Origin of the sequence: Pontiella desulfatans, from assembly GCF_900890425.1 — a bacterium.
Lineage (GTDB): Bacteria > Verrucomicrobiota > Kiritimatiellia > Kiritimatiellales > Pontiellaceae > Pontiella > Pontiella desulfatans.
Genome location: NZ_CAAHFG010000002.1, coordinates 268,434 through 283,751, shown reverse-complemented (window position 1 = coordinate 283,751; position 15,318 = coordinate 268,434). Strand labels below are relative to the sequence as shown.

At 53.0% G+C, this 15,318-nt stretch carries 11 protein-coding genes; all 11 read right to left on the bottom strand.

Going from position 1 to position 15,318, the window contains the following annotated elements:
• Window positions 1-126 precede the first annotated feature (126 nt).
• A complete protein-coding gene (locus E9954_RS16970; protein WP_136080501.1) occupies window positions 127-1,143 on the bottom strand; it encodes a hypothetical protein in 1,017 nt (338 codons plus the stop codon).
• 223 nt (window positions 1,144-1,366) lie between these two features.
• Window positions 1,367-2,419 carry a hypothetical protein gene (locus tag E9954_RS16965; RefSeq protein ID WP_136080500.1) on the bottom strand — a complete coding sequence of 351 codons (1,053 nt, stop codon included), beginning with the start codon at window positions 2,417-2,419 and terminating at the stop codon, window positions 1,367-1,369.
• Between the two features lie 113 nt (window positions 2,420-2,532).
• Window positions 2,533-4,458, bottom strand: coding sequence for a serine/threonine-protein kinase (locus E9954_RS16960; protein ID WP_168442349.1), 1,926 nt, complete (start codon window positions 4,456-4,458; stop codon window positions 2,533-2,535).
• A 230-nt stretch (window positions 4,459-4,688) separates the two neighbouring features.
• Window positions 4,689-5,282, bottom strand: a complete 594-nt coding sequence (locus tag E9954_RS16955; protein ID WP_136080498.1) for an RNA polymerase sigma factor — start codon at window positions 5,280-5,282, stop codon at window positions 4,689-4,691.
• Window positions 5,279-6,181, bottom strand: a complete 903-nt coding sequence (locus E9954_RS16950) for a transposase (RefSeq protein ID WP_168442348.1) — start codon at window positions 6,179-6,181, stop codon at window positions 5,279-5,281. The genes E9954_RS16955 and E9954_RS16950 overlap by 4 nt, the downstream gene beginning before the upstream one ends.
• Window positions 6,182-6,194: 13 nt before the next feature.
• On the bottom strand, window positions 6,195-7,808 hold the full coding sequence (locus E9954_RS16945) for a beta-galactosidase (RefSeq protein ID WP_168442347.1): 1,614 nt from the start codon (window positions 7,806-7,808) through the stop codon (window positions 6,195-6,197).
• Window positions 7,809-8,185: 377 nt separating this feature from the next.
• Window positions 8,186-9,877 carry a hypothetical protein gene (locus E9954_RS16940; protein WP_136080495.1) on the bottom strand — a complete coding sequence of 564 codons (1,692 nt, stop codon included), beginning with the start codon at window positions 9,875-9,877 and terminating at the stop codon, window positions 8,186-8,188.
• Entirely contained in the window at window positions 9,867-11,507 is a 1,641-nt protein-coding gene (locus E9954_RS33345; RefSeq protein ID WP_246046731.1) for a hypothetical protein, read from the bottom strand. Before E9954_RS33345 ends, E9954_RS16940 begins: the two co-directional genes overlap by 11 nt.
• Before the next feature lie 100 nt (window positions 11,508-11,607).
• Window positions 11,608-12,771: a permease gene (locus tag E9954_RS16920; RefSeq protein ID WP_168442346.1), complete on the bottom strand. Its 1,164-nt coding sequence runs from the start codon at window positions 12,769-12,771 to the stop codon at window positions 11,608-11,610.
• Between the two features lie 13 nt (window positions 12,772-12,784).
• Entirely contained in the window at window positions 12,785-13,351 is a 567-nt protein-coding gene (locus tag E9954_RS16915; RefSeq protein WP_136080490.1) for a hypothetical protein, read from the bottom strand.
• Between the two features lie 70 nt (window positions 13,352-13,421).
• Entirely contained in the window at window positions 13,422-15,317 is a 1,896-nt protein-coding gene (locus E9954_RS16910; RefSeq protein WP_136080489.1) for a hypothetical protein, read from the bottom strand.
• Between the last annotated feature and the right edge of the window lies 1 nt (window position 15,318).

Below are 15,318 nucleotides of genomic sequence, written 5' to 3'. Positions count from 1 at the left end.
GTTTTTCCGCTTTTCCATTAACTTTCCCATTAACTTTTCCATTCTACTTGTTCCGCTCCCTGCGGTCAGTACTCCATGAAAAAGTTCTTTCTCTACTTGCTGGCTTACGATTACTTGCAAAGGTGCTTACAGTGTAAAGATCCGACGAATCCATAGAAGCGAGCCCCCTACGAATCCAATCAAACCCAACGCGGTCGGTTCTGGAATGGCTGCCCACATGGTGGTCTTTCCGGCATTTGCGTCATTGTAATCGACGAAAAGAATGCTGCCGGTTCCGTTCGTGTAGCTTACATCCCAGTTTTCAGTCTGCATCGTGGTGCTTGCACTGTCCCACGTGATATATCCGTTTTCGACTGCATTGGTGAATCCGCTGATGGTATTACCGGCCCGCGTAACAATGCCCTCTCCAACAAAAAATTCAGCATCGCCGTTGGCAATGTTAAAACTTTCGCCCCATTGGTTCTGAATATCCAGCAAACCACCATTGACCTCCAGACGGGCGCTCCCGGCCCCATCGCTGTCCATGGTCAGCATATTGACAGAGATCGTTCCTCCATTCAGAACGAGCAACCCGTCACCCGCACCATTACCGATCTCCATATTTCCCGTGCCCCATGTTCCCGTCATGTTCAGCGTTCCGCCGTTCATGGTCAACATTCCGGCTCCAGTGACTCCGACCCTGAATCTGTCATTAGCGGTGTAGATTCCCCCGTTAATTGTCAGTTGACCGATCCCCGAGTTCCACCCGCCAAGCTGAGTCTGCCCATTGGCCGTGATGCTGCCGGAGTTAAGATTAACTAAACCCGTCCGGGATCCATACCGGCCGAGCTGCAAATCGCCTCCTGCGCTCAGTGATCCTCCATCCACATTAAGAACCCCCGCACTCCCGGAGTTGCCGATATCGAATCGACCACTGGTGGTCAGATTGCCTCCGCTTACAATGTTAAAGGTGCTGGTACTGTTGTTTCCGTTATTGAACGTCGCAACGCTTGCCGTTGAATCCAGGATCAGCGTGGTGCCGTCAGTAGCAGTTTGAACCGCATCATCGGTCGAACCGGGAATAGCGGTATTCCAGTTGGCCGAATTAGTCCACAAATGGTCCCCCTCGGCATCATCAAAGGACATCTGAGCAGTAGCACTCATACATACTGCAAGCAACACGGCACCCACACCCTTATACACACGGTTTGTTATCATGGTTCCCTTTTTATCTTATTTGGCTTCAGCATTAAAAAACGTATCTAAGTATCCAAACGACACAGAATGAAGAATCTAAACAAATCGATGAAAAAATAATTCACTTAAACGACATTCCGCGAGCAGATCAAAGAAAACTCCCTTAATTCACGGCCTTTTTGAATGCAAATTAATCCACTGAAGCAATAATCAAACCGAGCGTTTCCGGCGGAAGAACCGCACAGGCCCAGACGGTTGTGTAACCGGCATTGACCGTGTTGAAATCTACATAGAGCAACGCAGTACCATCCGCATTGAGCCAGCTTGCATCCCAGCATTCCGGCTGTTTTGACGCCCCGCCTGCGGGCCAGCTGACGCGCCCCTCTTCAATTAGAACAGTTAACTCCTGAATACGGTCTCCCTTCCAACGAAGAACCCCCGCACCAAACATAATCTGAGCCTTATCCCCCATACGCAATGCCTCAGAATCTCCCTCAATTTGAAGCAATCCACCGTTAAGGTTTATCGTGGAAACACCTTCATCTTCGCTATCCCCAATATTCATCATCACGCCCGGGGTATATATTTCCCCAGCGTTGAGATTAATGATCGCGTTTCCGGTTGCATAGCTACCGATACGAAGCGGATTCCTTTCCGGGCTGGAAATATGCAGTGTTCCGCCATTCATATTGAGCGTACCGTCCCCGACCCGGGCAACATTGAATGTCCCCCCTTCCTGTACCCAGGTTCCGCCATTAATCGAGACCGTCCCCGGTGCCCGATTGCAGCTCCCCAGGTACGTCTTTCCCGCAACCGTAACACGACCGGAGTTCAGAACACCAAATCCCTGACGCGCATTCCCGAATTTAGCGACTTCAAGGTCCCCACTGATCCGAAGGTCACCACCGTCAACCTGCAACCTGCCGACACCGTTAACCCCGGCATTTCCTACCTCCACAGTACCGGCCGCAGAGAGGTGTCCGCCTTCGACAACACGAAGCACCGCGGTATCATTGTGAGAAATACTTAAATCATGCATAGAGGCCGGCGCGTCAACAACCAGCTCTCCTCCGCATCGCGTGTGAAAAACGCTGTCAACAGCCGACGGAACCTGTTTTGCATCCCACCCCGCAAAATCATTCCAGCGTCCCCCGCCAATCCGGGTCCAGCCCAGTTCGGCCCGGCAGCTCATGGTTGCAACCACCGCTATACACAAATAGGAAAACATCGAACAGTTCATCATTCCGCCTCCTTGAAGTTGTTTCGGATTCCGCCAACCCCCGCCTAAGCGGAAGCACCTCACTCAAGTACAGAAACGGCGCAGAGAAATGATTCTAAACAAAAGAATGAAAATAATCACGGATATGGGCGTTCTATCACCTGAACCCGTTCCGGCAGCTTTCTAAGCTCTTCGGAGGAAAGCTGTCCCGGCGTGATGATGAGTTCCCGGAGATGAACAAAGCGCTTCAAAAACCAGATGGTTTCCATGCGGGTTCCACGAACATCCAGAACTTCAACAGCGATATCCACTTCCTTCCAAAGCTCATCAACTTCTGAACCACTGAAATCCAGAACCCGGGGATTAAGTCCAATCAGAACCGATTTCTGGGTCGACACCCTGCGGAGCCCTTTGCCTCCCAGCCGAAGAACACTGGAACCGGCATCATACTCAAACCAACCATTGACCCAATCCGGATTAATGATACGAAGGTAAGCCTCAATAATTTCCGCCCGCTCCTCGAGATCAAAACGATTCCGTTGATCCTGTAATACCAAACGCAACACCAGTGGTTCGTGAACATGTATGCGATGTATAATATCAACCATCTGCTCGGCCGTCAGCTTCTTCTGGTCGCCCGTAAGCCCGGCATACAGAAGGACCGTCTCGCACACATCGTCTTTACGAAAAACCCCTCGATCTAAATGAGGTAAAGCTGCATTGAAATCCTGATCGATAAAATAGTGTTTCCCAAGTTCCCGATGCAGTAGTTGATTTGAATCATCCGCCAGAAGCACAGCCTTCAGGATTGCCTCTGCCCGGTTATAATCGCCATGAAACTGGTAGCGTTCCGCCAGTTGCACAATGGATTCCGCATTCTCGAAACTCATCCGTTCAAGTTCCGTCTGGCCGGCCTGATAAAGCGAAAGCGTACGTTCTGCATGTTCCCGCGCCTCGGAAGCAGCCCGCTCCTTATCACTCAGCTTGCGGAATGACCAGGCGGCGCCGATGGCGACCACCAGCAAAGAACATAGAATCGTCAGGCAAAAACGACGGTTGCGGCGGTAAAACAGGTTTAACTGCTTAAACACCCCGGCATTCTCCGCCTCCGTGGCAAATCCGGTCAAATAGCGATGGACCTCAGTTCTCAGTTTATCCACCGAGGCATACCGCTTCGACGGTTCCACCGCCAATGCTTTCATCGTTACCGCATTGAGTGCGACGGGGATAGCGCGTTCGGCCGCCCGCTTGATCGGGGAGACCACCGCACCATCTCTTGCCCGTTGAATAATCTCCTCGTCATCACCGGTCAGCGGCCGCAAAAACGTAAGCAGCGAATAGAGAATACAGCCCAGCCCGTAGATATCAGACCGTTCATCAACCGCCCCATCCTCTTTCAACTGTTCCGGAGCCATATACCCGGGCGTCCCCTTAAACTGTCCGTACAAATCGTCCGACCCCAGCATATCGGGGTTAAACAGCATACGATCCAGCTCCTGCGGATCGTCCCCATCGCCCAGCACCCGGCCCAGCCCCCAGTCGCAGACCAAGACCCGTCCATATTCCCCGATCTGAATATTGGCCGGCTTCAGATCAAGATGTATCACATGAACGGAATGGGCATACGAAACCGCATCACAAATCTTCAGGAATATCTGAAGCAACGCTTCCAAAGGATATTGAGCCAATATTTTTCGATCGCCGGCATGCAGTTTTTCGATCAGTTCCCGCAGCGTCAACCCCTGTTTCAAGTCCATGGTAAAATAGGGGTTTTTTCCCTCCTTCACCCCGACATCATGAATGGTGATAATATTGGGATGATCCAGCCGTGCTGTCAGCCAGGCCTCGTGAATAAATGGATCACACAGATCTTCCAGCGCATCTTCACGCAGCATCGCCAGCGCAAGATCGCGCTTTGCGCGCGCATCATAAACCTTATAAATCCGCTTCATTCCCCCTTCAGCAAGTACCTCCGGCGATTGGTAGCGCTGCGTCACCTGCGAGAGATCGGTCAACGAAGGGTTAATATCCTCCGTATCGATGCCGTCATACTCCTCGGCCATGCGATAAAAGTCCTGCACCAGGGGGTTGATTGGAAGGGTTTTAGTTTCTTGCATTTTAACTTCTATCCTTTTTGCGTTGCTTAGTGAGCCATCCTCAATCGCTTCGATGACGCATTTCTGATTGCCGATTGGTGGAACTCAGTCGGCGTTGGCCTCTTTTATTCAAAAGCGTCGCAGACCCGAAAATCGGCATTCGGCAATCATCAATCAAAAATCGGCTGCTCCGCAGCCTAAAACTCCACCTCTCGCATGATCGCTCCGATCTCTTTGATAAAACGCGCTTTTACCCTGTTTTTAAGGGTATAGACCGAATCAACAGTAATCTTAAGCTGCCCTGCAATCTCCTTGGCCGCCTTTCCTGTCAGACTCAACTCAAACACCTGCACCGCAGTTGCTGAAAAAATCCCGCGCATCCGCTCGAGCGCAAAGTTTGTCATGTACAGTTCCCACTCTTTCTCAATGATCGTTTCCAGATCCGACCCCTCGGAGGGTTGCACCGATTCATCGAGTTCGACATCACTCGCGATCACCTTACCCCGTCGCTGCTCAGCTTTGTAATAATCATACACCGCATTGCGAACCACGAGCGCCAGCCAGGTGCGGAACTTGGCCTCATGCTTTTCATACTTCTGAAGATTCTTCCATAGCTTCACCAGAATCACCTGAACCATATCATCAAAGTCAGCCGCATGGATATTCATGCGGTGCAGCAGGTGATAGATAAAGCGTTCGTAATACTTTACAAAATCCGCCCAAGCCTCCTCGTCGGTCGGATCCTTCGCCCGGATCAGCAGTGACTGCCTTGTATTCCACTCTTCGCTCATGCCGGCTTCCTTTCCGCCAACAGGCGATCCAGCATGCCGCCGCGCGTGATATGCGGAAGCCACAGCTCATCGGCAGACTCAATTACAAAACGGTTGCGCTGCTCCGCCGCCACAAGATTACCCTCGCGATTCTTCATTTCCAGAATCAGCATTCGATTGGCCTCTAAGGCTTCGCTCACCCCCGGCATCAATGCCGCCTTTTCCAATCCCCAGGCCGGACACCAAATGACCGGTTTCTTCAGCTCCAACAGCTTCGCAAAAATCTCTTTTTCCATGGACGAATGGAATCCACCCAAATAAACCCCTGCATTTTTAATGCTCCTGGGGCGCGGGGCGTTCCGGCTGCATAACACGCCCAGTTTGTCCAAATTCCAAAGCGCCGGATTACCCATTCCGCGCAATCCATTGCCGAACTGCTGCACGCACCGCCACGGATTCATCCGAATATAATCGGCAATCTTCTTCTCGGCATCCGCACTGCGTACAATCATTTCATAATAATTGCGGTGCCATATCCGTACAGTACGGGCGACATGCATGTCGCCCCTACGGTGGATTTCGCGGCTAACCGCCGCCTTGAATGCCCCGACCACATCCCCCAATGGCGCATGCCCCCCCTTCAACGCAATCAATGCATGGAAATGATCAGGCATAACCACCATTTCACCCAACCGAACATACGGACGCAATTCAGCCGTTTTTTTCCATTCGGCCTTAATGATCTCCTGAATGGGCGATATGCATGTTGCACCAAAGAATGGATTTCCATGCATGGTCGCGATGAATTCCCTGTGGGCGCAAATTGTGATAAAATACAACCCGCCCCCGGCATAATCATGCCCCTTCAGCCGGATCGACCGGCGATGATGGATTTCGGGGTTGTATGGACTCTTGCTCATGAATGTAAAAAATCTAAAGCTTTCCCACCCGGATGACACGCACAAACGATAAAACGGCTTCAGCCCCCGAACCATGGAATATAAGGTCATAATCCATGCCTTTGGCATTGAAAATCGCATCATCAATGAAAAAAGTGGCGGTCCTGAGTTTTTCGGTCCCGGTCAGTTTGATTCGTTTCCGCGCCCCGCCCTTCCGGGTTCGAACACCCACATCCACCGTACCGCGCCCCACATCAAAATAGGTTACTTTAATCGCCACATCGACGGGGCCACCGCCGCACCAGCGGTCATCCACCGCCAGACCGATCTGTTTTCCCTTGCGGGCGACATAGTCGTAATAGCTACCCGGCTCCACCATCCACATCTCAATCGCCTGATCGATTTTCACAGCGGGCTCGGTCTCAAACCCTTCGGAGTCGCGCTGATAAAGCCAACGCTCAAAATTTTTAACCGGCCCAACGCGTCGCACATAGCTTTCACGTAACGAACACCAGATGTCCGGCGAATCCTCGACGGTGCGCCCAAGCGTCTGCCCTACCCAGACCATCTGCTCCGGCATAATGGAGAACGAATTATAGAGCACATAGTTGGACTGCATCTGGAGCAACCGCAGGTTGGAGGTAAAATAACGATAGGAATAACTATCCGTATTAGGACCGAAGCGGAAATCGCGTTTTTCCGTCGCCCAGGCTTCTTCATATTCTTCATTCTCCTCGCCATGAAAAATATTCCGCTTCAGCACATCCACCGAATCATCCACAAAGAGATAGCCCGCGTCATCGACCGACTGACCGAGCAGCTCATCCGGAATATGATACAGATACATCTCCACAAAGCCCCGGCGGATCCCAAACCCCAGATCCAATCCATGTTGCGAAATACCACCCATGAACACCTTGTGCTCAACGCCTTTAAATGCACGCCCCCAGGCATCAAGCCGCTCAATCACATGCGGAACTGTGTCCGGATCAACGCCATGCGGCCCGATCCCCTCATCGCCGTTGGATGGCGAGGCATACCCTAAAAACGCGCCCTTCAGCGCATCCATATTCGGAATTCCGCTTTGCCCCAACGCATCGATAAGGCCGACATACCGATTGTGAAATTCAGGATGCGATACCTCATAATTGATCATTTTGGACTTTTTATGCTCTTCCCGGATCGGAATGTCATAATCCTGAATCCACTCCGGCGCAAAATTGGTTGCGGAAAAGAGCATGCGCAACACCACGGAATACCCCAGTTGCTCCGCCTCTTCGACCCGCGTCCGGAGAACGTCGAATTGATAGTTCCCCTCCACCGGTTCCAGATCTTTCCATTTAATCCAGAGAGTAACCGTCGGATTCATCGGCAAATCAACTGGTTCAAGGAAGCCGTTAAGTGAACGCTTCAGGTTCTGGGTACGCTTGACCGCCATCAGGCCATTCGGCGCAGGTTCAACAGAGGGCGGAAGCGACCAGTCCCACCCATCGATAATATGATCCTGTTCCTGCCACTCCTGCGGACGAATCTCACTCAGCGGAGTCTTATGATATTCCGGCCAATACGGCCACGCCTCCGGCACTGCTGCATGCCCATGATATACCAGCCCCATCAACAGCAGACCGATTTCCCTATACACTCTCATTAAAACCTCGTTCATATTTAACTATATAAACGGAAAATTTGTGAAAACCTAAACGGAATTCGCCAGGTTTCAGGAGAAATAATTCCATCACATTTAATCTCACCCCTAATGGGTGAAAAGTTAAGAAGTTTCAGACAATTATAATCTCAGTTTTTCCTACGAAAAACCCTCAGCGCGCAGCGCCACTCCCATTCTCTAGCGAGCTTGCGAGCGGGTGGTTAAAACCTTCCGGTGAAGAGTCGGCGTGCAGGCCTTTCAGGATGTTTCTTTGACCACCCGCAGCGTTGCTGCTAGAGGAGGCCGTTCCGGCCTGAGTTCCTCCTTCGTCAAGACTTCGGCGGACAAGTTCATCTGCGAGCCGAGATTTTGCAGATGAATTAGATGTGGCAAATCTTGACAACACGGACAAACGAAATAACCGCCTCATCCCCCGAAGATTTAAAGATGATGTCATACTCCAGATCTTTTGCGCTGAAAACTGCGTCATCAACAAAGAAGGTAGCGGTTCTGAGTTTTCTGGAATCGGTCAGCTTAATTCTTTTGCGCGCACCGCCTTTTTTGGTCCTCAGCCCGACTTCAACATTGCCCCGGCCGACATCAAAATAGGTCACCTTCACCGCCACATCAACCGGTCCACCGCCGCACCAACGATCGTCCACCGCCAGGCCGATCTGTTTTCCCTTCCGGGCAATGTAGTCATAATACCTGCCGGGCTGGACCATCCACATCTGATTCGGCGGCTGATCAATTTTAATCGCCGGCTCGGTCTCAAAACCTTCCGAATCGCGCTGATACAGCCAACGTTCCCAGTTTTTAGCAGGAATGCCGTTTTCCATCTCTGTTGCACTGATCGGCCGATCCAGCCAGTCATGCTTCTGATAGTTCTTCGGTTTTAGATAACTCTCGCGCATAAAGCACCAGACATCAGGCGCATCCTCAACCGTGCGCCCCAGTTCCTGGGCCACGAACGGCAGCATCTCCGGAATGATCGTATCCTTGTTATGCACATACGAACACCGCATCTGCAGCAGGCGCAGGTTGGCGCAAAAATAACGATAAGCAAAACTGTCGGTCGTCTCTCCAAACCGAAAATCGCGATCAGGAGTCGCCCACGCTTCCTCATATTCTTCATTCACTTCCCCGTGAAACGGGTTTCGCTTCAGCACCGGTGAGTTTTCATCGACCACCACATACCCATTCGTATCGATCGACTGGCCGATATGTTGATCCGGCAGCGTATAGAGATACATCTCCACAAAACCGCGCCGAACACCAAACCCCTTCTCAAAGCCATATTCACTCGGACCGCCCATAAAGACCTTATGCTCCATCCCCTTGAAGGCCCTCCCCCAGGCATCGAGCCGTTCCATCACATGCGGAACCGTATCAGGATCCACACCGTGCGGCCCGATCCCTTCATCACCGAATGACGGAGAGGCATAGCCGGCATACGCGGCCTTCAGCATCTGCGGGATCCCGCTCGCCGCGAAGGAATTAATCAGTTTGATGTAGCGTTTGTGAAATTCCGGATGCCCCGGATCATAGTTTTCGTTATTCGCATTCTTTTTATCAATACTGGATGGGATATCGTATTTTTCCAACCAGCGCGGCGCAACGCCCTTTTCCGGATGGTAGACCCCATTGCGCCCCATCGCCTTGGACGATGTAAGGATGCGCAGGATGGAATCACACCCCTGGGCGCGGGTTTCCTCGATCCGTGCCTTGACAATATCCCAGCGATACACACCTTCCTCAGGCTCAATCTCGCGCCAATTGATCCAGTGGAGTGTTGCGGCATTTACGGGAAATCCGGGTTCGACCTTCTCCACGGGCTTCCTGGTTCCAATCATGCGCTGCAGTCCCATAAGCGAGCGCTCGGACGGCTTGACGTGTGGCGGCATCGACCAATCCCAGCCGTCAATCACATCATCCTGCATCCGCCATGCCTGAGGTTGGATTTCACCCACCGGCGTCTTGGAATACTCCGGCCAATACGGCCACTGGCTGGGCGGCGCAGCGTGTGCGGCAACTGCCAGCATGCCTAATGTAAAAACAGATTTAGCGATCATACTTTTCCACTTCCACCATATGGAAAATGGTGTCATCGCCGCCCTCATGGCTCAGCAGCAGTTCCGCATTGCGCAACAATTTTCGCGGTAGGGAAACCGTCATGGTTTTCCATTCGCCACTATCCGCATTTTGCATTCGTTTGGTGCCGGACTTCCCGGCAATGCCGAGCGACCACTGGCCCCTGCCGCGGTCGAGATAAACCACGCGTACCTCAACCTTTTCCGCACTGAAATGCTCATCAAGCCGGAAGCGGAGTTGCTTTTTGCCCGACTTCTGTTCGAACGAGCGTGCGAAACGTCCGTAAACCGAATCGTCAACACTCCATAGACCGACGTCGCCCGAACCGGGTGCGACCTGCGTCAGGAATCGGGAATAGTTGCCGGGCATAATACCCCAACCCACATCGTTGTAGCCCATGCGCTTGCGGTTGACCATACCGTGGCCGACTGCTTTGTTCGGGTCATCCATGCGCGCACCGTATTGCTCGAAAGCCGCGGCTATTTTCAGATAGCGATCAACATCATTTTTCCGCCCCTCACGTCCTCCAAAGGCCGATACGGGAAACCGCTCGAAATCCGACGCATCCAATCCATCGCGCAACGCACAGAACGCACGCGGGGAAGATGACGGATCCGTCAGCCCCGCATACCGGTTAAAAAAGGCATACGCGGGCCAGTTGGCCTCGTCTTCCAGCGCCTGATGCGGAATATTCCAAATATCGAGTCGGCAATGCGTGGCGAATACACCGCTCCAGTAAAGCGCCTGCGGAATATTGCGCGTCGACCAGCCATAGACATGCATCTCGCCGTCCATCTCCCCCCGCGTCAGTAAAGGAATTCCCTGTTTGCCCGCGCTCTTAGTAATGGCATCAAACTTTTCAAGACGGCCAACATTATCGCTGACGTGATACCCGTGGCTGAACATCCCATGTTTCAGGGCGATCACATCCATATTCTGGAACATCCAGTCATTTTCTTCTGCCGTATTGGCATCGGAGTTGACCAGAATGGGAATCCCCTTGAACGCCTTCTGGTAGCGCATCCACGTTTCGCGGCGGAAGTCGTTCCAGTCCGGCTTGGAAATCACATATTCCGCTTCGATGGGCTTCCCCTTGTAGGGCTGTCCGTCGCCGGTGGAACCTTCCGCGCTCTGAATAAAGACAACTCGTTCGCGCAGTTCATTCGGCAGTCCATTCACATAAGCTCCAAACGCATCGATCAACTTGAAAAAACGATCCTGATACGCCGGATTCAGATAGTAGGGATGTAGATTATTCTCCTTACTCATCTTTTTTCCCAGCGGATCGACGTCACGATCGGTATATACTCGTGGCACCCCCATCTCATCAAAAAGCCAATGTGGCGTGCCCGGCCGCACCCAGACCATCATCGTGACAAACAGGTCGTCTTCCATCGCCGCGCGAAGCGGCTCCCCGATGTGCCGGTCAAATTCATAGTGCCCCGGCTCCGGCTCCAACTTGTTCCAGCCCAGCACGAGAGGCACACTGCGCAGCTCCGGGCAGTCCGCTTTCGATACCTGCCCCGGCCGCCAGCCGCACCAGCTTGATATGCCCAAACCATCACGCCCAGAGGCGGAAACCACCAGCGCTGCAAAAACCATAACTGCCATAAATTGTTTCATCATATTCCTACATACCCGTATATTTATCTATGTATACGGACGGGGTCGGGAATTCTAAACCGCTTTATGGTTTTTGTCCGCCAACAGATCAACGAGTTAGCTTGCGGAAAAGATCATGCTTGCGGCGGACATGGCATTTTTGCGCACATTTTTTCTCTTCCGCATATTCACGCCAGCGGCAAACCTTGCAGGGATTCACGAAAAATGCGCGCAGTTCCTTGAAGAATCCGTACGCGACCACCACCGCCAAGATGGCAGTTGAAATCCACTCCACCCAGGACACGGAGGTAAAATCCACCGCGTAAATCGAGGTCTGGTTATACAGCACAGGAATACAGCACTGCTGGACCACCAACGTACCGTCGACTTGATCCGCGAGATAGCGATAGTCCGAAAAAATGAAATAGTCCGTCACGAGCCCCGCCGACAACGCAACAACGATGAGGGCTAACCCATAAAAGCCGGCCACCTTTTTCCCCATGTTGGCACGAATGGCATTCAGCTCACCCATATTGGTGGCTGGTCCGGCCATCAGATAAACCACCGCAGCGCCGGGCGACACTCCAAGCAGCAACAGGCTCTGCACGATCGGAACCGACGGAACGCTACAGGTGTAGACCGGAAGGCTCAGCAATACGATGAGCACCAGACTGATTATCCGGCCGCTCCCCAGCCACTCCGATATAAACTCCAACGGGAGAAACGCCATCACCAACGTGGCGACCGTTAATCCCAGCACCAGCTCAAAACCCACGCTCGCACCCAGGTCGCCGAACGTCCAGCGGAACCATTGCCCAAACGAGCGCTCCCCCTTTTTCGGGGCGCGTTCATATTGCAATTGCTCATCGGGCTTATCTTTCCTGCCTTTGGAAAAGAAGCGATTGCCCATCCAGCCAATCACAAACGAACCAACCAATGCCGTGCCCAACAAGGTTGCCGTCATTTTCAACCCGAGCAATTTAAATGAAACCAACACGACAACGGGCGAAAGAATCGGGCTGCTGGTCATAAACGCGAGAATAGTGCCAATGCCCGCGCCGCAGCGGTAGAGGCCAATGCCCAACGGAATCGTCCCGCACGAGCAGATGGGAAGGAACGATCCAATCCCAACGCCCTTGAGCAACGGCAGGCCGCCGCGGCCGCCGAGGTGCCGACGAAGCAGGTCGCGCGGAACCCATTGATGCAGCACGCCCGCAATGATAAAGCCCAGCACCACGTAAGGTGCGGCCGAGATAAACATTTTGGCGATCATCGGCAGAACCATGCTAACCGGCCTGCTTTTCCGCATCCGCCGAATGGATCACTTCCGCCTCTTCCAGAAAGAAAACGCCTTCCTGGGTCGAACCGCGTTCGATGCGTAATATTCCACGCACCACCACATCGGGATCAATGATCCCCTTATGGTTGATCTCCCAGGGCGTGGCCAGCTTCTCCACGACAATCGTCCACTGGAAATAGGGAACGGGATTTCCGACACAGCAGTCGATCATGCCGAAATAGGGCACCATGATAAACCCCTTGATCGTGTACCCATCCATGCGCTCAACTAAATCATCACCACACGCAAAAGACGGCCCGGCCACCACAACCTCTTTCCCGTCGAGCGCCTCCAATTGAGGAGGGATTGAGACCAACGAGCACACCCCTTCGCGAACCACCACCTCCACCTCATCAAACCACGACCAGTCCAGTTGCGGGACGTCAACCGCGTCCGGCACCGCAATGGCCTTCACCTTCGATGCATCGACGCGGAAATCGGGCAACTCCCTGATGTTCCAAAGCACCAACACAGATACGATGGAAAACGAAATTATGACCGTTTTAATTTTCACCACAAAGGCACGAAGAACACGAAGTATCTCACAAAGCTCTATTGCTTTCGTGCCCTTCGTGTCTTCGTGGTTATTTTCCGATTGCGCCGGTAAGCAGAACGGCTTCGCCGCGGTCTGAGCCGGCTTTCAGCGTATGTTTCGCTTTCGAGTAAACCGGTGCCTTGAAGGACTTGCCTTTCACTCGATAGCAGTAGACCAGCTCGCCGGTCTCCTCGTTGGTCAGTTCAACCACCCCATCTTTGACCGGAAGCTTGACCTTCTTGAGGTGCCCGACCGGTTTGCGGCCATCGTTTTCGGCGGCGTTGAAGCTGATTGGCCATCCGGCATACTGCTCCGACCCAAAGCGCGGCCAGCATTCGAACGTCGTTTTACCGCTCGGCTTGTTAAAACGGACAATACCGTAACCGTCCCCACGAATGTTGCGCACATCGCGGTTTTCGGGATTGGCGTAGGCCAGCATCGTAATCTTATTACCCAGGCCGTCCTCATAATCTCCCACCCACGGGTTCGGGCCGCCGATCGGCTTTCCACCGCCCGGCTTTTCATCTTCCGGATGCCACCAACGGCCATAAACGGTGTTGACGATCGCCGGAGCCGTAAAGGCAAACGGCCCATCGCGATACCCATCAATGCCGTGCTGCACCGTTACCGCCAGATGCTGATCTCCGCACAGATGCGAAGCCTGCGCTCGTCGAATCGCCTTAAGCGCTTCATTGCGCGGGGTCTGCGGCCAGCCGTTACAATCCAGGTCAGCCAAAAGCCGCTTAGCATCTTTGTTTCCGTGAATATGCACCGCACCACAGAACGCGGTCTGGGAAAGGGCCGCCTTCATTTCAGTACCCGTCCAGTCGCGCGCCCAGGCATCCAGAAACGTGAGCTGGCGGTCACCCAGCAGTTTTAAATGCGGGAGGTCGACTGCTGCGCGGTCATAGGAAGGATCCAGGATATGATCCGGACGCGGGCCCATTTCGGGAATATTCCCCAGCGGGGCTGATTTAAACTTACGGTCTTCCAGAATCGCGAAACTCACCCCGCCGATATTCAGGTCGGTATAATACACATTAATCCCCTGCTTCACCGGGGTCGGATCAAACGGGTCGGGCAGGTTCCAGCACTGCTGACGCTCCACCATCTTCACGAAAGAGGCGGGATACATATAGCCGCCATCGCTCGCCCCTTTTTCACCCGTGGAGGCTTTGCCGTTTTCTCCCCAGAGATTGCCATGCCCGACATCGTGATCGTCCGGAATGCAGATCGTGGGGCGGTCTTTCATAATCTCGGCAAACTGCACGCCAAACTGGAGCCAGCCATAGGTGGCCTCATCGTGCGTATAGTTCTGGTCCCCCGCGAAAAAGAGCAGATCCGGGTTCTTCTTTTTCAAATGTTCCACCAGCTGCTTGCGGGTATCAAATTCTTCATCCCGCGGCGAATTACAGTTGAGCGAGGCCACCACGATGGTGTCTTTATCTTTTGGGTCTTTCCGAACGAGCCCTTCAAAACGGGAAAGGTCACCCAGGCGGATGCGGTACGGCACTTCCTTGGAGTTATCCCAGTTTTCCACCCTGAAATGCAGCGACCAGCCGGGATAGAGAACGGGTTGCTCTTGCTCCTTCACCCAGACCCCGTTTTTCATGAATTCCAGCGTCGCGGTTTTCGGCTCGTCGGGTTTCAGCGGAAAAGTCTGGGCTGTAATTTTCAATACGCCATGGTCATGCGTGTACAACGCAAAGGCCAATGCTTTTGAGCGGTCCACCGTTTTAAACCAGTCCCCGTGTTTGGTTGCTCCCCCGCTCCGTTTGCCGACGGTTTTCACATCCACGGTCCACCATTCCCCGATGGCCAGATTGTCCGAATCTTTCGCAAATGACGTATCGTCACCAAACGGTTTCGGATCATAATAATCTATTTCCGCCACAGCATAAAACGCCGCCATCGCAATCAGGCCTGCACACACCGACTTACTCATT

Bases quoted from the DNA above. Each gene is read 5' to 3' on its own strand.
- E9954_RS16970 (WP_136080501.1), bottom strand. From the start codon at position 1,143: ATGAGTGCTACTGCTCAGATGTCCTTTGATGATGCCGAGGGGGACCAT.
- E9954_RS16965 (WP_136080500.1), bottom strand. From the start codon at position 2,419: ATGATGAACTGTTCGATGTTTTCCTATTTGTGTATAGCGGTGGTTGCA.
- E9954_RS16960 (WP_168442349.1), bottom strand. From the start codon at position 4,458: ATGGCCGAGGAGTATGACGGCATCGATACGGAGGATATTAACCCTTCG.
- E9954_RS16955 (WP_136080498.1), bottom strand. From the start codon at position 5,282: ATGAGCGAAGAGTGGAATACAAGGCAGTCACTGCTGATCCGGGCGAAG.
- E9954_RS16950 (WP_168442348.1), bottom strand. From the start codon at position 6,181: ATGAGCAAGAGTCCATACAACCCCGAAATCCATCATCGCCGGTCGATC.
- E9954_RS16945 (WP_168442347.1), bottom strand. From the start codon at position 7,808: ATGAGAGTGTATAGGGAAATCGGTCTGCTGTTGATGGGGCTGGTATAT.
- E9954_RS16940 (WP_136080495.1), bottom strand. From the start codon at position 9,877: ATGATCGCTAAATCTGTTTTTACATTAGGCATGCTGGCAGTTGCCGCA.
- E9954_RS33345 (WP_246046731.1), bottom strand. From the start codon at position 11,507: ATGGCAGTTATGGTTTTTGCAGCGCTGGTGGTTTCCGCCTCTGGGCGT.
- E9954_RS16920 (WP_168442346.1), bottom strand. From the start codon at position 12,771: ATGATCGCCAAAATGTTTATCTCGGCCGCACCTTACGTGGTGCTGGGC.
- E9954_RS16910 (WP_136080489.1), bottom strand. From the start codon at position 15,317: ATGAGTAAGTCGGTGTGTGCAGGCCTGATTGCGATGGCGGCGTTTTAT.